This is a genomic window from Prochlorococcus sp. G4PB17, from assembly GCF_059772445.1.
The window spans coordinates 1,639,612-1,663,341 of sequence record NZ_CM186288.1 but is presented as its reverse complement, the minus strand read 5'-3'; the positions used below and the strand labels follow the sequence as shown (position 1 = coordinate 1,663,341).

At 35.8% G+C, this 23,730-nt stretch carries 23 protein-coding genes and 1 tRNA gene; 13 read left to right on the top strand and 11 right to left on the bottom strand.

What is annotated here, in order from left to right:
- Nucleotides 1–3 precede the first annotated feature (3 nt).
- Nucleotides 4–2,907 (bottom strand): isoleucine--tRNA ligase, encoded by a 2,904-nt coding sequence (gene ileS, locus AC6EJB_RS09440; RefSeq protein WP_498491190.1) that lies wholly within the window; start codon nucleotides 2,905–2,907, stop codon nucleotides 4–6.
- Nucleotides 2,908–2,958: 51 nt separating this feature from the next.
- Entirely contained in the window at nucleotides 2,959–3,477 is a 519-nt protein-coding gene (locus tag AC6EJB_RS09435; protein ID WP_498491189.1) for a hypothetical protein, read from the bottom strand.
- 439 nt (nucleotides 3,478–3,916) lie between these two features.
- Between AC6EJB_RS09435 and AC6EJB_RS09430 the strand changes: the two genes are divergently transcribed.
- Together AC6EJB_RS09430 and crtR are read left to right on the top strand one after the other, a co-directional pair.
- A tRNA-Leu gene (locus AC6EJB_RS09430) sits at nucleotides 3,917–3,998 on the top strand.
- A 51-nt stretch (nucleotides 3,999–4,049) separates the two neighbouring features.
- The gene (crtR, locus tag AC6EJB_RS09425; protein WP_498491188.1) at nucleotides 4,050–5,084 is read left to right on the top strand and encodes a beta-carotene hydroxylase; all 1,035 of its coding nucleotides are present in this window, start codon (nucleotides 4,050–4,052) and stop codon (nucleotides 5,082–5,084) included.
- A 12-nt stretch (nucleotides 5,085–5,096) separates the two neighbouring features.
- Here the strand turns inward: crtR and gatC are convergent, their stop codons facing one another.
- Nucleotides 5,097–5,384, bottom strand: a complete 288-nt coding sequence (gene gatC, locus AC6EJB_RS09420) for an Asp-tRNA(Asn)/Glu-tRNA(Gln) amidotransferase subunit GatC (protein ID WP_498491186.1) — start codon at nucleotides 5,382–5,384, stop codon at nucleotides 5,097–5,099.
- Between the two features lie 84 nt (nucleotides 5,385–5,468).
- Here gatC and AC6EJB_RS09415 point away from each other — a divergent pair, with 84 nt between their 5' ends.
- Both AC6EJB_RS09415 and AC6EJB_RS09410 read left to right on the top strand, forming a co-directional pair.
- A complete protein-coding gene (locus AC6EJB_RS09415; RefSeq protein WP_498493024.1) occupies nucleotides 5,469–6,095 on the top strand; it encodes a DNA-3-methyladenine glycosylase in 627 nt (208 codons plus the stop codon).
- Nucleotides 6,092–7,111, top strand: a complete 1,020-nt coding sequence (locus AC6EJB_RS09410) for an aspartate carbamoyltransferase catalytic subunit (protein ID WP_498491185.1) — start codon at nucleotides 6,092–6,094, stop codon at nucleotides 7,109–7,111. The genes AC6EJB_RS09415 and AC6EJB_RS09410 overlap by 4 nt, the downstream gene beginning before the upstream one ends.
- Nucleotide 7,112: 1 nt before the next feature.
- Here AC6EJB_RS09410 and AC6EJB_RS09405 read toward each other — a convergent pair whose 3' ends face one another.
- Nucleotides 7,113–7,442, bottom strand: coding sequence for a DUF565 domain-containing protein (locus tag AC6EJB_RS09405; protein WP_498491184.1), 330 nt, complete (start codon nucleotides 7,440–7,442; stop codon nucleotides 7,113–7,115).
- A 213-nt stretch (nucleotides 7,443–7,655) separates the two neighbouring features.
- Here AC6EJB_RS09405 and coaBC point away from each other — a divergent pair, with 213 nt between their 5' ends.
- The 5 genes from coaBC to AC6EJB_RS09380 all read left to right on the top strand — a co-directional run bounded on the left by coaBC (nucleotide 7,656) and on the right by AC6EJB_RS09380 (nucleotide 13,806).
- The gene (gene coaBC, locus AC6EJB_RS09400) at nucleotides 7,656–8,915 is read left to right on the top strand and encodes a bifunctional phosphopantothenoylcysteine decarboxylase/phosphopantothenate--cysteine ligase CoaBC (protein WP_498491183.1); all 1,260 of its coding nucleotides are present in this window, start codon (nucleotides 7,656–7,658) and stop codon (nucleotides 8,913–8,915) included.
- Between the two features lie 225 nt (nucleotides 8,916–9,140).
- The gene (locus tag AC6EJB_RS09395) at nucleotides 9,141–9,944 is read left to right on the top strand and encodes a photosystem II manganese-stabilizing polypeptide (RefSeq protein ID WP_498491181.1); all 804 of its coding nucleotides are present in this window, start codon (nucleotides 9,141–9,143) and stop codon (nucleotides 9,942–9,944) included.
- A gap of 146 nt (nucleotides 9,945–10,090) precedes the next feature.
- Nucleotides 10,091–11,263: a sulfate adenylyltransferase gene (gene sat / locus AC6EJB_RS09390; protein WP_498491180.1), complete on the top strand. Its 1,173-nt coding sequence runs from the start codon at nucleotides 10,091–10,093 to the stop codon at nucleotides 11,261–11,263.
- 43 nt (nucleotides 11,264–11,306) lie between these two features.
- On the top strand, nucleotides 11,307–13,154 hold the full coding sequence (gene ftsH, locus AC6EJB_RS09385) for an ATP-dependent zinc metalloprotease FtsH (RefSeq protein WP_498491178.1): 1,848 nt from the start codon (nucleotides 11,307–11,309) through the stop codon (nucleotides 13,152–13,154).
- Between the two features lie 16 nt (nucleotides 13,155–13,170).
- Nucleotides 13,171–13,806: a bifunctional 4-hydroxy-2-oxoglutarate aldolase/2-dehydro-3-deoxy-phosphogluconate aldolase gene (locus AC6EJB_RS09380; RefSeq protein WP_498491177.1), complete on the top strand. Its 636-nt coding sequence runs from the start codon at nucleotides 13,171–13,173 to the stop codon at nucleotides 13,804–13,806.
- 32 nt (nucleotides 13,807–13,838) lie between these two features.
- Here the strand turns inward: AC6EJB_RS09380 and aroC are convergent, their stop codons facing one another.
- Nucleotides 13,839–14,930, bottom strand: coding sequence for a chorismate synthase (gene aroC, locus AC6EJB_RS09375; protein WP_498491176.1), 1,092 nt, complete (start codon nucleotides 14,928–14,930; stop codon nucleotides 13,839–13,841).
- Between the two features lie 127 nt (nucleotides 14,931–15,057).
- Nucleotides 15,058–16,140 (bottom strand): photosystem II q(b) protein, encoded by a 1,083-nt coding sequence (gene psbA, locus AC6EJB_RS09370; protein WP_011294225.1) that lies wholly within the window; start codon nucleotides 16,138–16,140, stop codon nucleotides 15,058–15,060.
- Nucleotides 16,141–16,338: 198 nt separating this feature from the next.
- Here psbA and AC6EJB_RS09365 point away from each other — a divergent pair, with 198 nt between their 5' ends.
- A complete protein-coding gene (locus AC6EJB_RS09365) occupies nucleotides 16,339–16,473 on the top strand; it encodes a YWSERL motif small protein (protein WP_498491175.1) in 135 nt (44 codons plus the stop codon).
- Here AC6EJB_RS09365 and AC6EJB_RS09360 read toward each other — a convergent pair.
- Nucleotides 16,464–17,381 carry an aspartoacylase gene (locus AC6EJB_RS09360; RefSeq protein ID WP_498491174.1) on the bottom strand — a complete coding sequence of 306 codons (918 nt, stop codon included), beginning with the start codon at nucleotides 17,379–17,381 and terminating at the stop codon, nucleotides 16,464–16,466. The two genes, AC6EJB_RS09365 and AC6EJB_RS09360, sit on opposite strands and share 10 nt — an antisense overlap.
- Nucleotides 17,382–17,423: 42 nt before the next feature.
- On the opposite strand from AC6EJB_RS09360, the gene AC6EJB_RS09355 reads away from it, so the two are divergent.
- From AC6EJB_RS09355 to AC6EJB_RS09345, 3 genes are all read left to right on the top strand, one after another.
- A complete protein-coding gene (locus AC6EJB_RS09355) occupies nucleotides 17,424–18,398 on the top strand; it encodes a glutathione S-transferase family protein (protein ID WP_498491172.1) in 975 nt (324 codons plus the stop codon).
- 9 nt (nucleotides 18,399–18,407) lie between these two features.
- On the top strand, nucleotides 18,408–19,079 hold the full coding sequence (locus AC6EJB_RS09350; protein ID WP_498491171.1) for a DUF2301 domain-containing membrane protein: 672 nt from the start codon (nucleotides 18,408–18,410) through the stop codon (nucleotides 19,077–19,079).
- Nucleotides 19,080–19,240: 161 nt separating this feature from the next.
- Entirely contained in the window at nucleotides 19,241–19,459 is a 219-nt protein-coding gene (locus tag AC6EJB_RS09345) for a CP12 domain-containing protein (RefSeq protein WP_498491170.1), read from the top strand.
- Between the two features lie 50 nt (nucleotides 19,460–19,509).
- Here the strand turns inward: AC6EJB_RS09345 and AC6EJB_RS09340 are convergent, their stop codons facing one another.
- From AC6EJB_RS09340 to AC6EJB_RS09325, 4 genes are all read right to left on the bottom strand, one after another.
- Nucleotides 19,510–19,692: a hypothetical protein gene (locus AC6EJB_RS09340; protein ID WP_498491169.1), complete on the bottom strand. Its 183-nt coding sequence runs from the start codon at nucleotides 19,690–19,692 to the stop codon at nucleotides 19,510–19,512.
- Nucleotides 19,693–19,765: 73 nt separating this feature from the next.
- On the bottom strand, nucleotides 19,766–20,755 hold the full coding sequence (gene cgtA, locus AC6EJB_RS09335) for an Obg family GTPase CgtA (RefSeq protein ID WP_498491168.1): 990 nt from the start codon (nucleotides 20,753–20,755) through the stop codon (nucleotides 19,766–19,768).
- 109 nt (nucleotides 20,756–20,864) lie between these two features.
- Entirely contained in the window at nucleotides 20,865–23,279 is a 2,415-nt protein-coding gene (locus tag AC6EJB_RS09330) for an endonuclease MutS2 (RefSeq protein WP_498491167.1), read from the bottom strand.
- A gap of 15 nt (nucleotides 23,280–23,294) precedes the next feature.
- Nucleotides 23,295–23,699, bottom strand: coding sequence for a VOC family protein (locus AC6EJB_RS09325; RefSeq protein WP_498491166.1), 405 nt, complete (start codon nucleotides 23,697–23,699; stop codon nucleotides 23,295–23,297).
- Nucleotides 23,700–23,730 lie beyond the last annotated feature (31 nt).

The following is a 23,730-nucleotide window of genomic DNA, read 5'->3' as shown; positions in this document are numbered from 1 at the left end:
TATTTAAATATCTAAAACTACTTTTTCACATCTATTACAAATATTTGGATGTTTTTTATTTTTACTCATTTCAACTTCGTAATGCCAACATCTTTCGCATTTAAATCCTCTAGCTTTTGCTATATCTACTGAAGCGATATCATTATCCTCACTCATTAAAACTTCAGCCCAAGGCTCACCACCAATTTGTAAAGATGATACTAGAAACCAATCTCTCAAAACATCAACGCTATTAGATTCGCTTTGAGATAACCATTCGATAGCAGCTTTCACTTTTTTATCAGATATATCAACTCTAATTGAGGCTTCCAAAGAAGAACCTAGTTCTTGATTATTTCTACAAGTCTCCAACATACGATTGATAACTGTTCTTAGTTTTCGAAGTTCAATAATATGACTATTAAGAGTCTTATTTCTCCATGATTCAGATACTTTAGGCCAACCTCTTTGAAATACTGAGATTTCTTCTGTATGATATGGAATGTTCTGCCAAATATCCTCCCCCATATGACATAAAACTGGTGCAATCAAGCCAGAAATTGTCTCAACCACCAATGATAAAACTGTCTGGCAACTTCTTCTTCTAAAGTCAGATTTAGAACTTACGTATAACCTATCTTTTGCAATATCTAAATAAAAAGTAGAAAGATCTACTACACAAAAATTCTGGATGGTTTGAAAGAATTTAGAAAATTCAAAATTTGAGAATGCATCACTTATTTCATCTATGACTTCAGCTGTTCTGTTCAACATCCATTTGTCTAATAGTGGCAATTGTGAAATATCTATAGCATCTTTTTTATAGTCAAAATCATAGATATTTCCTAACAGATATCTAGAAGTATTTCTTATCTTTCGATAAACATCTGATATTTGCCTTAAAATATTTGATCCAATAGGAACATCTGCAGAATAATCGACAGAACTAACCCAAAGTCTCAAAACATCAGCTCCATATGCAGGATCTAATTTCTTATTTGAACCACCATTTATTATTACCAAAGGATCAATAATATTTCCTAGAGATTTGCTCATTTTTCTACCATTTTCATCTAAAGCAAAACCGTGAGTAAGAACCTTTTTGAAAGGAGCGTGATCATTGACTGCAACTGATGTTAATAAAGAAGACTGAAACCAACCACGATGCTGATCAGAGCCCTCCAGGTATAAATCAGCTGGATAGTTTAGATTATTTTCTTTAGAAATAACTGAAGACCAACTAGATCCAGAGTCAAACCAAACATCCATAGTATCAGTTCCTTTTTTCCATCTATCTGCCTCATTTGAATAAGAAGGAGGCAAAAGCTTGGATACTTCATACTCCCACCAGATATCTGCTCCATGAGTAATAAATAAATCAGCAATATGAGAAATAGTTTCTTTATTCAGCAAAATTTCCTCACCATTCTTTTCATAAAACACTGGTATTGGGACTCCCCAAGTCCTTTGACGAGAAATACACCAATCTCCTCTTTCTCTTACCATAGAATCGATTCTATTTTTGCCAGATTCAGGCAGCCAAGTAACATCTTCTATCGCTGATAGTGCCTTGTCCCTAAATCCTTCAACTGAAGCAAACCACTGCTCCGTAGCTCTAAAAATTGTTGGTTTTTTAGTTCTCCAATCATAAGGATATCTATGCTCATATGGTATTTCCTTAAGAAGAGCCCCGGAGATCATAAGATCATTAATGATACTATTATTTGCCTCTTTTAATACATTTAATCCTTGATACTTTCCAGCATCATTAGTTAAAAATCCTTTTTCATCAACGGGACAAGAGATGGGTAAATTATATTTTTTACCAGTATTAAAATCGTCAACGCCATGACCAGGAGCAGTATGTACTAGTCCAGTTCCTGAATCTGTTGTTATATAATCTCCTCCTAAAACAACAGGACTATTCTTATCAAACAATGGATGCTTATAGACAATTCCATCTAGCAAAGATCCTTTGATTAATACTCTTCTTTCAAAATCAATTCCGACACGATTAGATACCTCCTCTAAAAGATCATTAGCAATTATTATTAGAGATTTTTCAGGGCCCTGAGCAATTACATAATCTAATTTTTGATTAATAGAAATAGCCTCATTTGCAGGTATTGTCCATGGAGTAGTAGTCCAAATGACAAGTTTAACTTCGTTTAATATGCCTTTAGAATTAAACAGATCTGGAGCTTGATTAGAAATTTCTTGAGTTAATATTTTTGGGATTTGATCAACTTTAAATCCTACATAAATACTCTGACTTACATGACCTGTGGGATATTCTAATTCAGCCTCAGCCAGCGCAGTTTGAGAACTTGGACTCCAATGAACTGGCTTAAGACCTCTATATATATATCCTTTGAAAACCATCTCGCCAAACAATTTAACTTGAGAGGCTTCGTATTCTTTATTTAAAGTTAAATATGGTTTTTCCCAATTCCCCCATATGCCCCATCGTTTAAACCCATCCATTTGATTAGAAACTTGCTTTTTTGCATAGATAGCAGCTTTTTTTCTCAACTTGATAGGTGTCAATTCAGCTCGTTGAGCTTTATCTAAAGCTTGAAGAACTTTCAATTCAATAGGTAATCCATGGCAATCCCATCCTGGTATGAAACAAACCTTTTTCCCTTGCATTATTTGAAATTTATTTATTATGTCTTTCAATACCTTGTTAAGGGCATGCCCCATATGCAGAGTCCCGTTGGCATATGGTGGGCCATCGTGCAAAGTAAAACTTTCACCTGAATTATTTAAACCTAAATCGAAATCGATCTTTTTTTCAGTCCAAAATTCTTGCAACTCAGGCTCTCGAAGCGTTGCATTGGCCCGCATCCCAAAATTAGTTTGCAAAAGGTTGAGAGTTTCTTTGTAAGAGGAACCATCCTTTTGTGATCCTTTATTGACCTTATTCACTTGGCAAGATATCCAATAATCATTATTAACGCCTGAGGCCTTTTAACCTTATCAAGAAGTCTCTTCATTTTGAGTTAATTTTTGATTAATGATCTTATTAGAATTTTTTGGATCAGCTTGGTGAACTTCTTTCTTTTTAATTTCGTCTTTTAACTCTGGATGAACCCATTTCTTGTGAGTTAAAGGTTTTTCAGATTGCCTTCTAAAGCTTTTAAAAAAGTTAAAAAAGCCTTTCCCAAGCAGAGTAAAAATTTGACCAAGCTGTTTAAAAGATTCAAGCCATCTTTCTAAAGATCCAATTCGCTTTTTTTCTTCAGAACTTAACTGATACCATCTGTTTTGAATTATTTCTGAAATCATTAACCCATATAAAAGCACAGTAGAAATAGAAAATAAATTAATCGATCCTCTCAAAAGATCATTCTCCACAAGAAGAAATAATCCTAAAAATAAAAAAAGTCCACCTTTTAACCAGTCTCTTGGCCTACTTAATTCCACAAGAATTAAAGGAAGAGCCAATATCAATATCCCAACAAAAAGAAATAAGTATCCAAAAATTGAAATAAACATATGTCATCAATAGGTTTTTTTTGCCTAAGTAAAGGCTGACAAAAAAATAATCATAAGTCAGAAGAGAATTCTAAATTCATCAATGATAAATATGAAAGTTGTATTAATCTTTTTAAGATCAAGAATCAAAAACAGTCTATAAATAGCCATCAAAGAGCTCTAGAAAAAATTGAAAATCTAAAAAATCCACATTGAGTACAAGCGCCTAGAAGAAGTTCTTAAAGGTAAGTTTTATTATGAGTTATGAAAGATATAAAAGTAATCGAATAAATAAAAACACAAGAGTTATGAAAGAAAGATCAATAGAAAACTCAATAAATCAAGTTGAAACAAATCCACAAAACATAATCTTCTACTTAAGTACTTAAATTTAAGAGCCAATTTCGCACCGCGCTAGATTATAATTATATAGTGCTCGTGAAAACTACTGGTATCACTGGCCCACCTGGCGGAATTGGTAGACGCGCTGGTTTTAGGTACCAGTGACTTCGGTCGTGGGAGTTCAAGTCTCCCGGTGGGCATTTTTTTACTTAAGCTGAACAGGTTCAACCTAATTTCAATTACATCAAGCAATGACCCAGAGCTTATCGAGGTCTAAAAACAAAGAGGCAGCGAAAAAACTTAAGTCATTGCGCGACTGGCAAAACGAAATCCAGGAATATCTTGACCCGCCCAAGCCTCTGAATGTAACTCTAGGGCTTTTCTTAGGTGGGTATTTTCTTGCAATAATTAGTGTCTGGCAGTGGTATCAGGCGAACTGGCCATTGCCCATATTAGTTGCATTATCTTTTCTAGCTCTTCATATGGAAGGCACTGTTATTCATGATGCCTGCCACAATGCTGCTCATCCAAATAAATGGATCAATCAATTCATGGGGCATGGAGCAGCAATATTATTGGGTTTTAGTTTCCCTGTATTTACAAGAGTTCACCTAGAACATCATAAGTATGTTAACGATCCCAAAAATGACCCTGATCACATAGTTAGCACCTTTGGTCCTGTTTGGTTAATTGCTCCAAGATTTTTTTATCACGAATATTTTTTCTTTGAGAGAAAACTCTGGAGAAAATTTGAATTAATGCAATGGGGAATTGAGAGAGGAATATTTATATGCATTATAATTGCAGGAATTAAATATAATTTTATGAATGTTATTTATAATTTGTGGTTTGGACCAGCATTGATGGTTGGAGTTACTTTAGGAATATTTTTTGATTATTTACCACATAGACCTTTTCAATCTAGAAACAGATGGAAAAATGCAAGAGTTTATCCTAGTAAATTAATGAACTTACTAATAATGGGACAAAACTATCATTTAGTGCATCATTTATGGCCCTCTATTCCATGGTTTGAATATAAACCAGCCTATGAAGCAACAAGACCACTTCTAGATCAAAAAGGTTCTCCTCAAAGGATGGGTATTTTCGAAACAAGAAACGATAGTCTAAATTTTCTATATGACGTTTTACTTGGAATTAGAAGACATAAAAAAAGAAAAAGTAAGATGAGATCTATAGCAAAACTATTACCTAGAAATAGTTGGAGAAAGAAATATATCAAGTTAATTCAGCAAACAATTATTAAAACAGAGGGTAAAAGGTAGTTAAAAACAATTTTAAAGTATTTTTGGTACTCTAAAAAAATCACCTTCTCTATGAGGAGCTTGATTAAGAATATCCTCTCTTGAGTGATTAACTTCAACTAAATCTTCTCTCATAGCATTAACTACTTCTACAGCTCTTGTTGTTGGTGGAATGTTTTGAGTATCTATTTCTTGCAATTGATCTACATAGGAAAGTATCTCTTCGAGCTGCGCTGTATATTTTTCAATCTGGTCTTCTGGCAATTCTAAACGGGCCAACTGAGCAACCTTCCGAACATCTGATGAAGAAATTTTAGTCATGATTATTTTAGAAATTTTTCAAGAATAGTAACTGAACCTGAGAATCTATAAGAGTTCAATATAACTAAGTAATATACTTTATAAATAAAGAGTAAGACAATCTCAATTCTTAAAAAAGAATTCTTTGCAAGACCATCTCATTTGGTAGCACCCAATTTAATAGGCTGCTTTTTAATTAAGCGTGTTTCAAAAAACAAATATCTTTCGGGTGTAATTGTTGAAACAGAAGCATATTCACAAGAAGAAGCTTCTTGCCATGGTTTCTCAGGTAAAACAAAAAGAAACGAAACCCTATTTGGCGAGCCTGGTAATTTTTACATATATCTTTCATATGGTATTTATCATTGCGTAAATATTGTTACCTGGAAGCAAAATTGGGCAAATGGTGTTCTTCTCAGATCTATAGCAATTGAAGGTGAAGATGAGCGAATTGCTTCTGGTCCAGGATTATTAGCGAAAAGATTTGGATTGAATTGTACTCAAAACAATTTACCTTTGTCACCTGAAAATGATTTCTGGCTAGCAGATGGGAGAGATTATAAAATGATGGGAAAAGTCAAACAAACGACTAGAATTGGCATATCTCAAGCTAAAGACATACCTTGGCGTTGGTATCTAGAAAGTAGTAGAAGTATTAGTAAAAGGGTAAAAGGAGATAAAACTCCTCCAAAAAATAAATGTTGGCATCCATCCTCTTTTGAGGGATTATGAATAACTGGAAACATAATCACATTCTTGATCTATCTACATTTTCTTTAGATGATTACAAAACAGTTATAGAACTAACCACAAGATTTAAAGATGTACATAAATCAAGTTCTAGAAAACTTCCTGCACTCCAAGGAAGATTAATAACAAACTTATTTTTCGAGCCAAGTACAAGAACCCGTTCTAGCTTTGAAATTGCAGCCAAAAGATTATCTGCTGATGTTCAAAATTTTTCTGTATCTGCAAGTTCTATAAGCAAAGGGGAATCACCTCTAGACACCATTCTCACTTATATCTCAATGGGTGCAGATATTTTAGTAATAAGGCATGAGTCAACAAATGTCCCTGCTGATTTGGCTAATTACGTAGACATAAATAATATTAATACATCCATTCTGAATGCTGGTGATGGATATCACAGTCATCCAAGTCAGGGGTTATTAGATTTATTTACTCTGGCAACTTTTTTTGATCCAATAAAACCATCAACTAATAGTCTTTTCAAAAAAAATATAACCATAGTTGGAGATGTACTTCACTCTAGAGTTGCTAGATCAAATCTTTGGTCTCTTACTGCGTGTGGAGCTGATGTAACACTTTGTGGTCCTCCCAGTCTGCTTCCTGATGAATTTAATGATTTTGTCTTAAATCCTCCACCAGGTCAGAAAAATGATCCAATTAAAAAACGAGGTACTGTTTCCATAGAAAGATCACTAAAAAGCGCACTAAAAAATTCAGATGCTGTAATGACGCTGAGATTACAGAAAGAGAGAATGAAGCAAAATAAGCTTACCGATCTTGATACCTATCATGAACAGTATGGAATTACACATCAAAGCTTAAAGTGGTGTGATAAAAGAGTTCCTGTCCTCCACCCAGGGCCAGTAAATAGAGGTGTCGAAATAAGCAGTCAATTAGTGGAAGATAGTTCAATAAATCTTATAAGTAATCAAGTTAAAAATGGAATTCCTACCAGAATGGCTTTGTTGTATTTGCTAGGGTTAAATAAATATAATTAATTTATAAAAGTTTCAATCCTTCTGAGAATAAGCCATAAGCTATCCCAATCCTGAACATATCAAAAACTCTAATAAGTATTATTGGTTTTTTTGACTTTAGGAAAAAAAATCTAGCTTTAATTAGTAACTCCAAAAATATTAAAGTAATCAATGCTCCAACTGGATCCATTAATGCAAGTACACCATTAATCATACCAAGAGAACTTCCTATAAAAAAACCAATCAAAAAAATTATTACTAACATTGAATACCTCCTCCATGGGTTAAGAGCCCAATTTGCCAATCTTTCAATGGTTTTTGCAGATGATTTATATAAAACTGTTTTCTGCATTCTTGAAGGCATAAAAAATAAAAGATTAACTTTAGTTTTAATCAAGCTTCCAAAATAATCATAAATGAAAGGTAATATAAAGCAAAGAAAATGTTTTCAATCAAAACAACACAAAATAAAAACTCAAATTTTCTTCAAGTAGGTAAGACCCATATTATTTTAAATTCGAGAAACATCTTTTAAAAGGCCTATTTGATATAAAATCTATAAATCATGAATAATCAGACTTCTTTATCAGGGAAAAAAATATTAGTTGCAGTAACTGGAAGTATTGCGGCTGTAAAAGCACCCATTTTAATTAGTCGACTAATTAAAACTGGGGCAGAAGTCAGATGTGTAATAACGCAAAGTGCTGCCAAATTAGTTAGTCCATTATCTTTATCCACTTTGAGCAGAAATAAATGTTATCAAGATAAAGATCAGTGGCGGGATGATCAAACAAAGCCTTTGCATATCGCTTTAGCTGAGTGGGCAGAGCTGATTATTGTTGCTCCAATGAGTGCAACTTCTTTATCAAAATTCACCCATGGAAATGCAGATGGACTTTTAGCAAGCACTCTGTTAGCTGCTCAATCACAAATAATTATTGCTGCAGCCATGAACACTTCAATGTGGTCAAATCAATCAGTGCAAAAGAATTGGAATCATATAAAAACTTTAAACCAAGTTATTAGCCTAGAGCCTATTGATGGACTTTTAGCTTGCGACGCAATTGGTGAAGGGAAGATGGCTAATTTAAATATTATTGAATTAGCTTCTGAAAGTGCCTTTATTTTTCGAGAAAAAAATAAATTTCTAACGAAGGATCTAAAAGACATGAGGTTGCTGGTATCAGCTGGACCTACTGTCGAAGATCTAGATGCAGCAAGACAATTAACAAATAGAAGCAGTGGTCGAATGGGTGTATTGATAGCTCAAGCGGCAAAGTTAAGAGGAGCGGAAGTCGATTTAGTACATGGACCTATCAAGGTTGAGAGAGAACTTCTCGAAGGGCTAAATACTTATCAAGTTAGAAGCGCTAATGAAATGGGAGAAAAAATGGAAAATTTACAACCCTCTGCCCAGTTAATTGTTATGGCTGCAGCAGTATCAGATTTCAAAAGCAATAGTCCCATTCAACAGAAAATCTCTAAAGAGCTTTTTTTAAATTCAATTTTTGAGAAAATTGAAATGACTCCGGACTTAATCAAAAATCAAACCAAAAGAAAATTAAAAAATCAAATTTTCCTAGGTTTTGCTGCTGAAACTGGAAGCGATAATGAAATCAAGACGAAGGGAGAGAAAAAAAGATTGTCAAAAGGCTGTGACTTTCTTATGGCCAACCCAATAGATAGAGAGGGGCAAGGATTTGATAACAACTTAAATAGTGGTTTTCTGTTAGGTCCACAAAAAATGGTCAAAAACTTAGCTTTATCATCAAAACTTTCAATATCCCATCAACTTTTAGATGAAATTGAAAATTTTAAATCGTAAATTTTAATTATTTTTCTTATTAGTTTTTTTTCATAAATCAGAGGTAAATCGCTATAAAGCCCTGATATGAAAGGGTTTCAAAGGAAATAAGAGCCTCATAATTCATCAAGCAAAAGCTACGGGTTGTATAGAGCTGCAAAATGCTTGTGATAAGAAGTATTTGACACCTGTAATATCCCAACTGAATTAATTGGGCGGTTTCGACCGCAGTCATCTAGCCCTCTCATGCGATTTCGTCCTCTGCTGGCTTTGATGCTGGCTTTTTGTCTCACCTTTACAACTCTCCCATCAAGCGCATCTGCAGCTTTAAAAGGGCGCGAACAAGGTAATGCTCGATTTGGCAACGTTGTTAATACTGGCCAAGCTGATGCTTGCACTGTTTTACCAGCTGGTTCATCGGGTTCTATTAATGCTGATGGACAGTTCAAAAGTTTATGCCTTCAGCCAACAGAAGTTTCAGTAAAACTTCAAGGTAACAAGCGAAATAAATCTGATTTTGCAATTGCAAAAATTATCAGTCCTCGCTTCAATACCAGTCTTGATGAAGTTTATGGAGATCTTTCTGGAGGAAAGTTCACTGAAAAAGGTGGTATTGATTTCTCCCTCATTACGGTTCTAGCTCCAAACGGAGAGGAATTTCCTTTTGCCTTTTCTGTTAAAGAAATGGTAGCTGAATCTAAAAAAGGAAAATCGATTGAACCTGGAGCTGAATTCTCAGGTCCAACAACCACTCCAAGTTATAGATCTGCAGACTTTCTTGATCCAAAGAGTCGTGCAAAATCAACCGGTGTTGAATATGCTCAGGCTCTCATTGCTCTTGGGGGTGATGATGAGGATCTCGCAAGAGAAAATGTTAAAGATGATCTAGGCGGTAAAGGTGAAATAACACTTACTGTCGATGCTGTTGATGCAGACACGGAAGAATTTGGTGGCCAATTTGTTGCTATCCAACCTTCAGATAACGACCTTGGATCAAAAGATCCTGTTGATATTAAAATCAAAGGGATCTTCTATGGTCGCAAAGCATAAATAGAGAAGATTAAATATTCATCTTCAAAAAATGAAAGTGGGTGGGCTAAAAAAGCCCACCCACTTTTTTTGCTGAATTTTAAGAAAACAATTTCAAAATATGGGCCCTTTGTCTGGGAGAATTTGCCGGGTTCCTAAAAGAGAAAATGATTATCCCGCAAAGTGCTAATAAAAATTCTGAAGGTTTGATCAAACCTTATGGAGGCGAACTTATAAACCTAATGTCATCTCCCAAAGAAGTTGAGGGTCTAAAAAAAGGTTCTTATAAAACATTAAATTGCTCAGATAGGAATGCTTGCGATATTGAACTTTTACTCATAGGTGCTTTCTCTCCATTAAGTGGATTTATGAGCGAAGCAAATTACAACTCAGTTGTTAAAGAGAATCGACTCGAATCAGGTTTACTTTTTGGCTTACCTATTGTTATGGATACAGATAGAGATGATATCAATCCAGGAGATATAGCTTTACTTAAGTATAAAAATGAAGACCTTGCGATTTTTGAGATACAAGAAAAATGGTTACCCGACAAGATTATTGAAGCAAAATCTTGCTACGGAACAACTTCTTTGGAGCATCCCGCAGTAAGAATGATATCTATGGAGAGAAAAAAATATTATTTAGGGGGCTCTATAAAAGGCTTAAAATTACCTAAAAGAGTTTTTACTTGCCAAACTCCTGCTCAAGTAAGAGAGAATCTTCCTTCTGGAGAAGATGTAGTGGCATTCCAGTGCAGGAATCCAATTCATAGAGCCCATTATGAGCTTTTCACAAGAGCTTTAGAAGCCAATAATGTCAGTCAAAATGCTGTTGTACTTGTTCACCCAACTTGTGGTCCAACACAAGAAGATGACATCCCTGGATCAGTAAGATTTCAAACCTATGAAAGGCTTGCCTCTGAAGTAAGCAATCCAAAGATCAGGTGGTCATATCTTCCTTATTCGATGCATATGGCTGGGCCAAGAGAGGCACTGCAGCACATGATTATTAGAAGGAATTATGGATGCACTCATTTCATTATAGGAAGAGATATGGCTGGCTGTAAGTCATCTCTCAGCGGAGAAGATTTTTATGGTCCATATGATGCTCAAAATTTTGCAAACGAGTGCTGCGAAGAATTAGAAATGCAAACAGTTCCATCTTTAAATCTTGTATTTACAGAGGAAGAAGGCTATGTGACAGCTGATTATGCAAAAGAAAAAGGATTACACATAAAAAAATTGAGCGGCACTCAATTCAGGAAAATGCTCAGAAGTGGAGAAGAAATTCCTGAATGGTTTGCATTTAAAAGCGTCGTTGATGTACTTAGAGCCGCATAGTTGGACCTAATCCTATTAAACTCTTTGAAGATGTAGAAGAACTTTGAACAAACGCTGGAGAAACATTGGTCTTTATGTCCTAATCGTCGTGGTTGTTATTTTTGTTGGAAGCGCTTTTTTCGATAAGCCAAGTCCAACAAAAGCCTCCAGGACACTTAGATATAGCGACTTCATAGAAGCTGTGCAAGAGAGACAGGTCAGCAGAGTACTTATATCTCCAGACAAAGGTACAGCTCAAATAGTTGAAAGTGATGGAAACAGAGCCTTAGTTAATCTTGCTCCTGATCAAGAATTACTTCAATTATTAACTGATAATGACGTTGATATTGCCGTACAGCCAACTACTCAAGCAAATCCACTTCAGCAAGCTGCTACTAGCCTTATCTTCCCAATACTCCTATTAGGTGGTCTGTTTTTCCTATTCAGAAGAGCTGGCTCTGGTGGTGGTGGGAATCCAGCAATGAGTTTTGGGAAAAGTAAAGCAAGACTTCAAATGGAGCCAGAAACGAAGATTACTTTTGGAGATGTAGCAGGTATTGAAGGTGCAAAACTTGAACTTACTGAAGTAGTTGATTTCTTAAAAAATCCCGATCGCTTTACAGCTGTTGGGGCAAAAATTCCTAAAGGTGTTTTATTAGTGGGCCCTCCTGGTACTGGTAAAACTTTGCTTGCAAAGGCCGTAGCAGGTGAAGCCTCAGTTCCTTTCTTTTCTATATCTGGTTCTGAGTTTGTAGAAATGTTTGTTGGAGTTGGTGCTAGCAGAGTTAGAGATCTTTTTGAACAAGCCAAAAAGAATGCTCCATGTATAGTTTTTATCGATGAAATTGATGCTGTAGGTCGCCAGCGTGGGGCCGGCCTTGGCGGAGGTAATGATGAGAGAGAACAAACACTTAACCAACTCTTAACTGAAATGGATGGCTTTGAAGGAAATTCAGGAATAATTATTGTTGCTGCAACAAACAGGCCTGATGTGCTCGACTCTGCACTAATGCGACCAGGAAGATTTGACAGGCAAGTAACAGTAGATAGACCCGATTACTCAGGTAGATTGCAAATACTCAAAGTTCATGCAAGAAGTAAAACTCTTTCAAACGGAGTTGACCTTGACCAAATAGCTAGAAGGACTCCTGGTTTTACTGGTGCAGATTTAGCAAATCTATTGAATGAAGCAGCTATATTAGCTGCCAGAAGAGAATTAACAGAGGTCAGCAACGACGAAATAGGAGCTGCAATTGAAAGAATTATGGTTGGCCCCGAAAAGAAAGATACAGTTATTAGTGAGAAGCGTAAAAGGCTAGTTGCCTATCATGAAGCTGGCCATGCCGTAGTTGGTGCTGTAATGCCAGATTACGACCCTGTACAAAAGATCTCAATCATTCCAAGAGGACAGGCTGGAGGCTTAACTTTTTTCACGCCCAGTGAAGAGAGAATGGAATCTGGTCTGTACTCAAGGTCTTACCTACAAAATCAAATGGCTGTTGCCCTTGGAGGAAGAGTGGCAGAAGAAATTATTTACGGAGAAGATGAGGTAACTACTGGAGCGTCAAATGATCTAAAACAAGTAGCTTCAGTTGCTAGGCAAATGATTACTAAATTTGGCATGAGTGATAAATTAGGTCCAGTAGCTCTAGGTCGATCACAAGGAGGAATGTTCCTTGGTCGAGATATCTCTGCAGAAAGAGATTTTTCTGAAGATACAGCTGCAACTATTGATTCAGAAGTTTCAGTTCTTGTTGAAATTGCATACGAAAGAGCTAAGAAAGCTCTAAATGACAACCGTCAAGTACTTGAGGAGTTAACATCAATGCTAATGGAAACCGAGACCGTAGATTCTCTAGAGTTCCAGGACTTGTTAATTCGCCATGAAGTTAAAGTTGCTGAATATGCATAGTTTTAAAATATAACTTTTGGAAGAAAAGCAAAATAATCTAATAAAATCTCTTAGAATACAGCCACTTATAGTTGTAATTAGATTAGATAGTAATTTTTTTAATAATTCACAGAAAAGGGTAAATTTATTTTTAAAAATAGAGAAACTCTCTAATTATGGTATAAAGAATATAGAAATAGGATGGGATTCAAACCCAGAATGGATAAATTTGATATTAGAAATAAAAAAGAAATTCAAATCAATTAACATTGGAGTTGCATCAATTACATCAAGACAATCTTTAGAAGCAATTCGCTCACTAGATGTAAATTATTCTATGAGTCCATACTTCAATAGAGAAATTCATTTAAAAGCTATAAAATATAATCAATTAGTCATTCCAGGAATATCTAATATTGAAAATTTGAAACAAGCTATCAATCTAGGATATAAAATTATAAAGATCTATCCTGTATCAAAATTAGGAATTAACTTTATAAAAAAACTACAAGACTTTAAAAAAAAAGATATTTTTTTTATTGGTGCCGGTGGAATTAAAAGTAAAAATTTAAAAAAATTACTAAACATTGGATACGATGCATTAGTTATCGGTAAAGAATTACGAAATCAAACACCTGATAAAGATCTAGAGAAATGGCTTAAAGATTATTGATAATCCATTCTAAAAACCAATAATTAATTATTTTAGTGATAGGCATTACATTGGCCATTTTGCCTAAGTAAATGATCAGCCAAAACCAAAGCAACCATTGCTTCAACCATAGGAACTGCCCTTGGTAAAACACAAGGGTCATGTCTTCCTGTTGCTTTTAGAGTTGTTGCATTACCATCCTCATCAATTGTCTTCTGACTTTTTCTAATCGTTGCTGTTGGTTTAAAACCAACTCTAAGGACTATATCCTCGCCATTAGTTATACCCCCTTGAATTCCCCCTGAATTATTAGTAGCAGTTTTCAATTGATTTGAATCCGATGGCAAAAAAGGATCATTATGTTCGCTGCCCTTTAAATAAGTACCTCCGAAACCAGACCCTACTTCAAAACCTTTAGTAGCAGGCAAAGACATTAATGCTTTTGCCAAATCAGCTTCTAACTTGTCAAAAACAGGCATGCCAAGACCTACTGGCGGATTTCGAACCACACATTCTATTACTCCGCCGCATGAGTCTCCTTCTTTACCAAAAGCCTCCACTCTCTGAATCATTAAATCTGCAGCTGATTGATTGGGACATCGAACAATATTTTTCTCTATCTCATCAAAAGTAACTTCACTGGGATGAATCTCGGCTTCAATATCGTGAATTCTCTTTACCCAAGCAAGTATTACCGTATTAGAAGACTGAGTGAGGAGTTGCTTTGCGACAGAACCAGCGGCAACTCTACCTATTGTCTCTCTTGCTGATGCTCGTCCTCCGCCACTTGAAGCCTGAATTCCATATTTTTTCTGATACGTAGCATCAGCGTGAGATGGTCTAAAAGTTTTTTTAATTTCAGAATAATCCTTAGGCCGATGATCTTTATTTCTTACAACCATGGCAATTGGTGTCCCTAAGGTTTTGTTCCCTAAAAGACCACTAAGAATTTCTACTTCATCACTTTCGTTCCTTGGAGTAGTGATCTTGCTTTGTCCTGGCCTTCTTCTATTGAGATCATTTTGTATTTCATTTATATCAAGCTCCAACCTTGGTGGACATCCATCAATAATCACACCAACACCGCCACCATGTGATTCGCCAAAGGTGCTGATATTAAAAAGTTTTCCGAAACTACTTCCCATGAATAAACCTATCTACAAAATGTTAATCAATACTTACTAAAAAATAAACCAATCAATCAATGCATAGAACAAAAAAGCAAAAAAAAAGCCCTCAAGAAGAGGGCTTTAAAAAAATCAAGTTAAAGACTTAACCGATTGCAGGTGCAACAAGAGCTACAGAAGTAGACTCAGCAGCTGCTAGGTCAAGTGGGAAGTTGTGAGCATTACGCTCGTGCATTACTTCCATTCCAAGGTTTGCACGGTTAAGTACGTCACCCCAGGTTGGTACAACCTTTCCTGAAGTATCAACTACAGATTGGTTGAAGTTGAAGCCGTTCAAGTTGAACGCCATGGTGCAGATGCCCATAGATGTCAACCAAACACAAATTACTGGCCATGAAGCCAAGAAGAAGTGAAGGCTACGGCTGTTGTTGAAGCTTGCATATTGGAAGATCAAACGACCGAAGTAGCCATGAGCTGCAACGATGTTGTATGTCTCTTCTTCTTGTCCAAACTTGTAACCGTAGTTCTGTGAATCAAGTCCTGTGGTCTCACGGATAAGTGATGAAGTAACCAAAGAACCGTGCATTGCAGAGAACAAAGCACCACCGAACATACCTGCTACACCAGCCATATGGAATGGGTGCATCAAGATGTTGTGCTCAGCCTGGAAAACGAACATGAAGTTGAATGTTCCAGAGATTCCTAGAGGCATACCATCAGAGAATGAACCCTGACCGAATGGGTAAACAAGGAATACAGCGAAAGCTGCTGATACAGGAGCTGAGTAAGCAACACAGATCCATGGGCGCATACCTAAACGGTATGAAAGCTCCCACTGACGTCCCATGTATGCAGAGATACCAATAAGGAAGTGGAAGATTACAAGCTGGTAAGGGCCACCGTTATATAGCCACTCATCAAGAGTTGCTGCTTCCCAGATTGGGTAGAAGTGAAGGCCGATAGCGTTACTTGAAGGAACAACAGCACCAGAAATGATGTTGTTTCCATACATAAATGAACCAGCTACTGGCTCACGGATACCGTCGATATCAACTGGAGGAGCAGCGATAAATGCAACGATAAAACAAGTTGTTGCCGCAAGAAGACAAGGGATCATCAATACACCGAACCAACCGACATAGATACGGTTGTTGGTAGAAGTAACCCACTCGCAGAATTGTGGCCAACCTTTGAGCAACGAAGAACGCTGCTGCTGAATGGTGGTCATGAGGACGAATGTGTATGTCCCTAAAGGGACGAGTAAATAAGAGCAGTTAATTAGACTGCCAGCCGTGATATTAAAGGAGAATGATCCTTTCTGTGGCCAATATGTAGGACAATTTATGAAGAGAATCAGTAAGTTGTGCCCAAAGAGCACTCAGAGGGCCTTAAGATTCTTTTAAGATTTAGCCTTTGAGGTCGTAAATTGGTTCTAATCAAGTGGCTGATTAATGGGCATAGGCTTGAAGAGAGAGTTCCTCTGAGTGATGCACGACACAGAAAATATGAATTAGAGGCTCAAGGAGCGACTGTTTATTGGAGTGAGAGAACTTACTTTTGATGTAAGAGATCAAGCAATGATTGTTTCCATTTTTTATCAAAATCCCATAATTCTCTTTTAGTAAGGCTCATCGCAATATTTTTTTCTACATACGCTGCTTCATTTATGAAAACAGGAATGCAGGGTTCATCTTCTTCAAACCTAATAGTTTCTCCATTCAACATATAAAACAATTCATCATTTTTCTTTAATTCATGCCAATCCTTTGATTGCCTCAATGAATGCACATGTCCAATAATATTACCCTCTTCGTCTCTTGGAAAATCGATACTTTTTATATGCCTATGAATTATCAGCTTCTCAGGGTAAAAGGGATTTAAGTTCTGAACTTTATGAATTTGTTCCATCAAAGTCTCAAGAATCAATTTTGTTTGCAAAATAATTCTCGAATTCAATAGGCCTTGACCAATGGGTCCAATCTCTACAACAAGCCCACAAGGCCAAGATTCAACTAAAAACCCTGTTTGTTTTTGATCAGTTTCGTGAAGATATATTGGTAAACCTAATTTATTTTGAATTAAAGAAGCCAAAGCTAAATCTGCATCTCTTCTCCCATAAACAACTAAGCAACTCCCCATGGAGGATGTTGTTGTATGAAAATCCAATGCTATTTGGCAGGGGGTTTTTCCTTTCTCTCCGTAAAGATTCACCAATTCACTTGCTCTACTTCTCTCAAAATTTGAAGAGTTGATTGATAAGAATGATTCTTCTTGAAAACTCCTATTCAAATCATGGTGTATATATCTTTTTCCAGCCTTTCTCGCCTCAGGATTTCCAATCACCTTGAAAGTTTTAATACCGTGAGTATTAATTAATAATGGGGATTTATCCCACTCATCAAAAAGCCAAATACCATTTATTTCATTACCATGCGTGCCAGCCACTAGAAGTACTTGTAGCTGCATCATCAATCAATAATCAATAGATAAAAATAATCTAAAAAGAAATCCATGGCCATACCACCAATATTTGTAAAAGTTGCAAAACAAATTTGGAGTTTTGAGTGGGCAATTCTAATGAATGGTCTTGCGCCATCGGATTCTATTGGAAATTACAAGAGGCCAATAAATATTCAAGAACAAATTCAAATCCCGACCAAGGAAGATTTAAAAAGTAGAGCTTCAAATCAAATGCCAGGTTTAATTATTGGCAAAAGCTGCCCTTGGGCCCATAGAGCATGGATGGTTTACGAGGTAAAAGGGTTACAGAAATCAATCAATCTTCACGTTGCTAAAGTAGATAATTCAGGAGGAAGATGGATATTAGATCCTCCAATAAAAGGGTGTAAAACCCTTCAAGAGCTCTACCGAAAATGCGGAAATTATCAATCGAGAAGAGCAACAGTACCAATGCTTTTCGATCCAAGTAATGAACAGGACTCAAAGTTCAGACTTATAAATAATGAAAGCGCAGAGCTTGTAGAAATATTAAACAACTGGCCTATATCCGATGTAGAAATAGAACTGAACCCAAGCAAATATCAAAAACAAATAATTAAGTGGCAAAATTTAATTCAAGAAAACATTAATAATGGAGTTTATAAATGTGGATTTGCTAGGAATCAAAAAGCTTATGAAAAAGCTTCTAAAGATTTGTTCTCAGCTCTAAAAATTATTGAAGAGCATCTTCAATCAAATGGGCCTTGGCTCTGTGGAAAAAATCTTTCAATTGCTGATATAAGACTTTTCCCTACCCTTATCAGGTGGGAATCAATTTATTACCCACTATTCAAATGTAGTAATCAATCAATTAAATCATTCCCACATATAATTCAGTGGAGGAAAAAGATTTTTAATATGTACAATATTAAAAAAACATGTGATGTTGAGACGTGGAGGAAAGATTATTTTGGAGCTTTATTCCCTTTAAATCCAAGTGGTATTATCCCTAAAGGAGAGGATATTACAAAAATTATCAACAATTAATTATTAACTATGAAAGAAACAAATTCTTACTTTTCATCCTCTAATCCTATTAAAGGAGTTTATGGCGATTTTATAGTAACTAAAGAAGACAAGAAAGAAGTTCTCTTCTATCGATTGTCTATTCTCTCTTGTGGCTTATTTTTTTCTTTAGGCATGGTCCAATGGTTTACCAATGGATCTAGTAAATTATGGATTTATTTGGCTGGATTGGTAATCAGTCTTGGCTTAGGTATTAAATGGATACACATATATTTGAGACCTTTACATCAAGCACTTAAATTCTTTTGGGCAATTGGTTGCATTGGCCTAGCCATTGTTTTATATCACTTTGGATTAACACAAGTAATTTATGGTCTTAAAGAAAATCCAAAGTGGGTATTTCTCGTTGGACCTCTTTTTGCATCTTTAACAGGAATCGGTTTTAAAGAGTTTTTTTGTTTTAGAAGAATAGAGGCAATAGGGATCACAACATTTATTCCAATAGCTTTTATTGGACATTTGACTCAACTTACGAATGAAAAATTTACATTTGCTCTGCTAATTATTTCATCCTTTCTTTTATTATTGTTGGGAATAAGAAAATTTGACCTGCCAGCAGAAGCTGACGTAGGCGACAAAAGTGTGTTTGATTTTTTAGAAAGTCAAAAAAAGCTAAATACACCAGACATTGAAACAATTTAGCAAAAGCGGATTTCATCCATGAACAATTCCTCGAAAAGTGATGTGAAGTATGACATGTCAGCAAATGGTGAGGAAATCCAACCAAATTCACAATGCACGTGCAATATTCCCCCGACATAATTATCTTGTATTAGTTAAAGATTTTGCTCCTTTAAGACTCTATGAAATCCATCGACGAGCATATTCAAAAGGATCAGTCAGAGATCCAGACTGCTAAGGCTTCAGGCAATGATCCTAAAGTGAGGCATTTGACAGATGAGCTTCATTCTCTCGAGGAATATAAAGAGCATCATCCCGAAGATAAGCATGATCCAAACGCGCTTGAACTTTTCTGCGACGCTAACCCTGATGAGCCAGAGTGCTTGGTCTACGATGATTAATTTTAAGAAAAGGAGGGGGGCAATTGCTCCCCCCTCCTTTTCTTAAACAACTAATAATCCATATTAAAATCTGAAGGGCTTCCGGTTAAAGAACATACGACTGCCTCTTCGTTTTTCATTTGGCGTATCTCGACTATTGGTCTGCCCATTTTCCTCAGAACGTTAATATCTTGATCAGTCTGGCAACGAGCAATAATTTCTCCTTGTCCATCAAAACAACTGTAAAAATTCATAATTTTAAAGACTCTATTTAGTTATGACCAAGAATTAACTCTTAGACAAGTAGGTATGATTCACTCATGACAATTAATATCCAAGTTCGTTCCAAATAGAACTCAACAAACCATCCAGACCAAATTTCGTTACTGCTGAAATTATATGTACCTTTTTTCCAATTAATTTCTCAATTTCATTTGAAAGTTTTTTAACTTCATTCTCGTTTAATAATTCTTTTTTATTAAGTACAAAAATTCTAGGTCTAGAAATTAAACCATGGCCATAAGACGTTAATTCCTCATTAATAGTTTTGAAATCATTTATCGGATCATTTGATGCTGAATCGATTAAATGTAGCAAAACCTTTGTCCTTTCAATATGTCTGAGAAAATCATGTCCTAATCCAATACCTTTTGAAGCTCCTGAAATTAAACCAGGAATGTCTGCAAAAACTGTTCCGTCTCCTGATGGTCTTCTTACTACTCCGAGATTAGGAATTAAAGTTGTAAATGGATAATCAGCAATCTTTGGCCTTGCTGAAGAAAGTACAGAAATCAACGTACTTTTACCTGCATTTGGCAAGCCAATAATTCCTACTTCTGCTAGCAATTTCAATTCCAATTGAAATGACCATGCTTCCCCATCTTCCCCTTCAGTAAATTTTTCTGGGGCTCTATTGCTATTTGATAAATAGCGAGCGTTACCGAAACCTCCCTTTCCACCAAACGCGACAATAAGTTGCTGGCCTTTGTGAGTTAAATCACCAAAAATAATATTTGTAGAGAGATGTCTTACTTCTGTTCCGCATGGAACTTTAAGTACAGTATCTTTTCCTGATGCTCCAGTGCATTTATTAGGACCACCCCTTTGACCATTCTCAGCAGAAATTAATTTTTGAAATTTGAAATCCAAAAGAGTTTGCAAATTATCATCAGCCTCTAAAACAACATTTCCTCCTTGTCCTCCATCTCCTCCCGCAGGGCCACCTGCTGGAACATATTTTTCTCTTCTAAAAGCAGAGATACCGTCACCACCTGAACCTGCTTTGACATCAATAATGGCCTGATCAATAAATTGCATTTAGGACTACATTAGGACTATATATGATCAATAAAATAAATAATAATTCTTAAATTGATCCTTGATAAATGAAAGAGTTGAAAAACTGTTTATAACTTTCACCTTAAATTTAATCAACCATCCATACAACACTACATCCAGGTCCGCCATCATGAGGTTCAGCATCGGCTACTTTTTTAATATATGAGAGTGAACCCAACCATTTCCTCAAACCTTTTTTCAGTTTTCCAGAACCAATTCCATGAATAACCCACAAAGCTCCAGAACAATTTCTCAATTTTTCTTCAATTACCCCCTCGGCTTCATGCACCCTTAAACCTCTTACATCTAAGGTATTTTTTTTAGTACGTACTAAGGATAAATTCTTTTTTACCTGCGAAGTTTTTACTTGCACAAGTGGATTTATTTCCGCCTTTTGACCATCAAGACTTTCTACCTCAGTTAAACTGACTTTGCTACGAAATACACCGCATAGCACTGTTAATTGCATTCCATCTTCTGAAAAAGAAATTATTTCACCTGCTTTATCAATAGACGTCAATCTAACTTTGTCCCCAATCTTTGGGTCCCAACTCTGAACATGCTTGATTCGCTTATTGCCTCGAGATCCCTTTTCCAATTGCCGTAATCTTTGACCAGCAATTCTTGCTGTCTCACCACTAGCATTTTGATCGCGCAAGCGTTTTATTAAATGTCTAACTTCTTTTTGACCTTCACGAATTGATAACTCCAATTTAAACCTTCCTTGTTCATTTAACTCTTCCGATTGTTGGCGTTGTTTCTGCCAACTATTAAGTAATTCTTCATGCAATAATTCAGTTTTAGCTAATAAAGCAGCAGCATCTTCAGCTGCTGATTGTTGCCGCTCACGTTGTTTTTCTAGGCCTTTAATAACTTGATTAACATTATCAACACTTGCAGGATTAATAAACTCTTGAGCACGTTTTATCACTTCCGAATCAAGACCAAGTCTTTTTGAAATCTCAATTGCATTACTCCTACCAGGAATTCCCCATTGCAAATGAAAGGTTGGTTTTATTGTTTCACTATCAAAAGAAACTGAAGCATTTTCAAATCTTGAATCACTATATTTCAGGGCTTTTAATTCTCCAAAGTGAGTAGTTGCAATAGTTAATCGTGCTCTATCCGCCATTATCTTTAATAGAGCCATAGCTAAAGCTGTACCTTCAGAGGGATCAGTTCCTGCTCCAACCTCATCTAACAGAACGAGAGTCGTACCAGGGGAAGAAGCTATGGCATCGAGTATTCGACTTATACGAAGAATATGTCCACTAAATGTAGATAAATTTTGCTGTAAAGACTGCTCATCACCAATATCAGCTAAAACATTTTTACACCAAGGTAATCTTGGTGAACCAGTACATGGTAAAAGTATTCCTGCTTTTGCCATTAAAACTGCTAGACCAATACTTTTTAACGCTACTGTTTTGCCTCCAGTATTAGGACCTGTAATTGCAACAACTTTTAAATTAGATAAAACATCAAAACTAGTTGGAACTACTGTATTTTTTTTCTCATGAAAATCATTCCATACTAATAAAGGATGACGAAAATCTTTAATCTCAAATGGTGTATTTTCCTTTTCATCAAGAATTGCTGGTACTCCATTAAGCCATTTAGAGTAACGTGCTCGTGACAATGCAAACTCAATCTGTAAAAGAATCTCTCCTAAATGAGCTAATACATCTGCATTAAAACCAACCTCTTTACTCCAATTAGTTAAAAGTCTCCTCTCTTCATCTGAGATTTCAGAATCTATTTTAGCTAAACGATTCCCTATTGATATGACAACTTGTGGCTCGACATAAATCGTATTTCCTGAAGCTGAACTATCATGAACCATTCCTTTAATCTTATCGGAACTCCCAGCTTTAAATGCTAAAACAGGTCTTCCATACCTTTCTGAAATAATATTATCTTGAAGTAATCCACCATGTTTCCGGATAATATCTTGAAGAATATCTTTTCTTTGAAGACGTACCGAATTCCTGTAGCGTCGTAGTTCAGAAAGTTTTGGACTAGCACGATCTGCAATTCGTCCACCTTCATCCAGGCCAAATTCAAGGAGTTTTTGCAAATCAGGCAAAGTTGCAATATCTTTGAGTAATGCAGAGAGTCGTGGACGTATAAATTGATCAAATATTAGTTTTCGTAATTTTCTAGCAGCTCTTAAAGTATCAGCAACTTTTAATAAATCCTCACCTATTGCGACACCACCTTTTGAGCATATCAAAAGAATATTTTCCAAATCATGAACACCTTCAAAAGAAATTCCTCCATCAAGAGAAATATCTAATGATCCAATTTCTAACGTTTGGAGCAATAGCTCTTGGCTAAGAGATATCTCTAATGGCAAATCAAAGCTTTTACATTGATTACGACCTTGTTGAGTAACTGCGAATGTTGACAAATGGCTACAAACAGTTGGCCATTCAAGCAACTCTAATGATTCTGGAATTATTTGTGTTTTTTCAGAATCATCACGATTTATTGTGAATCCCATTCGTCTACCTAAATTCTATTGGTTTGTTGGAATTCCTGTCGATGGGTGATAAAGCATTTCCAACCAGTTACCTTCTGTATCTTTCAAGTAAAAAGAAGAAGTTCCATCTCGATGATCATGTAAAGCGCCAACCTTTACACCTTGATTTTTTAGAGAAGTATGAATTCTATCTATTTCATCTTTATTAGTGAAATGAAATGCAAAATGCGGACCAGCAGCTTTATAGCCCGGACCAAGCAAAGCAAGGCCATCTTTATTGTCTCCTGTTTCTAAGTAACACCAATCAGGATCATCCCAAACAAGCTTCATGCCCAAACTCAAGTAAAAATTTTTAGCCCTATCAACATCATCTACTCTTATAGCTACATGGCCGAGCCGATGAACTCTTTCAATATTTAAGTTTGACTGTTTTTCTGGCATTACTTTTAATTGAAAATTGAAATTTTGAATG

Excerpts from the sequence above, each read along its gene's own strand:
- coaBC (WP_498491183.1), top strand. The coding sequence starts at position 7,656 with ATGAATAATCAGACTTCTTTATCAGGGAAAAAAATATTAGTTGCAGTA.
- AC6EJB_RS09410 (WP_498491185.1), top strand. The coding sequence starts at position 6,092 with ATGAATAACTGGAAACATAATCACATTCTTGATCTATCTACATTTTCT.
- AC6EJB_RS09405 (WP_498491184.1), bottom strand. The coding sequence starts at position 7,442 with ATGCAGAAAACAGTTTTATATAAATCATCTGCAAAAACCATTGAAAGA.
- AC6EJB_RS09360 (WP_498491174.1), bottom strand. The coding sequence starts at position 17,381 with ATGATGCAGCTACAAGTACTTCTAGTGGCTGGCACGCATGGTAATGAA.
- psbA (WP_011294225.1), bottom strand. The coding sequence starts at position 16,140 with ATGACCACCATTCAGCAGCAGCGTTCTTCGTTGCTCAAAGGTTGGCCA.
- gatC (WP_498491186.1), bottom strand. The coding sequence starts at position 5,384 with ATGACTAAAATTTCTTCATCAGATGTTCGGAAGGTTGCTCAGTTGGCC.
- AC6EJB_RS09340 (WP_498491169.1), bottom strand. The coding sequence starts at position 19,692 with ATGAATTTTTACAGTTGTTTTGATGGACAAGGAGAAATTATTGCTCGT.
- crtR (WP_498491188.1), top strand. The coding sequence starts at position 4,050 with ATGACCCAGAGCTTATCGAGGTCTAAAAACAAAGAGGCAGCGAAAAAA.
- AC6EJB_RS09355 (WP_498491172.1), top strand. The coding sequence starts at position 17,424 with ATGGCCATACCACCAATATTTGTAAAAGTTGCAAAACAAATTTGGAGT.
- AC6EJB_RS09395 (WP_498491181.1), top strand. The coding sequence starts at position 9,141 with ATGCGATTTCGTCCTCTGCTGGCTTTGATGCTGGCTTTTTGTCTCACC.
- AC6EJB_RS09325 (WP_498491166.1), bottom strand. The coding sequence starts at position 23,699 with ATGCCAGAAAAACAGTCAAACTTAAATATTGAAAGAGTTCATCGGCTC.
- AC6EJB_RS09330 (WP_498491167.1), bottom strand. The coding sequence starts at position 23,279 with ATGGGATTCACAATAAATCGTGATGATTCTGAAAAAACACAAATAATT.
- sat (WP_498491180.1), top strand. The coding sequence starts at position 10,091 with ATGATTATCCCGCAAAGTGCTAATAAAAATTCTGAAGGTTTGATCAAA.
- AC6EJB_RS09350 (WP_498491171.1), top strand. The coding sequence starts at position 18,408 with ATGAAAGAAACAAATTCTTACTTTTCATCCTCTAATCCTATTAAAGGA.
- AC6EJB_RS09345 (WP_498491170.1), top strand. The coding sequence starts at position 19,241 with ATGAAATCCATCGACGAGCATATTCAAAAGGATCAGTCAGAGATCCAG.
- aroC (WP_498491176.1), bottom strand. The coding sequence starts at position 14,930 with ATGGGAAGTAGTTTCGGAAAACTTTTTAATATCAGCACCTTTGGCGAA.
- cgtA (WP_498491168.1), bottom strand. The coding sequence starts at position 20,755 with ATGCAATTTATTGATCAGGCCATTATTGATGTCAAAGCAGGTTCAGGT.
- AC6EJB_RS09435 (WP_498491189.1), bottom strand. The coding sequence starts at position 3,477 with ATGTTTATTTCAATTTTTGGATACTTATTTCTTTTTGTTGGGATATTG.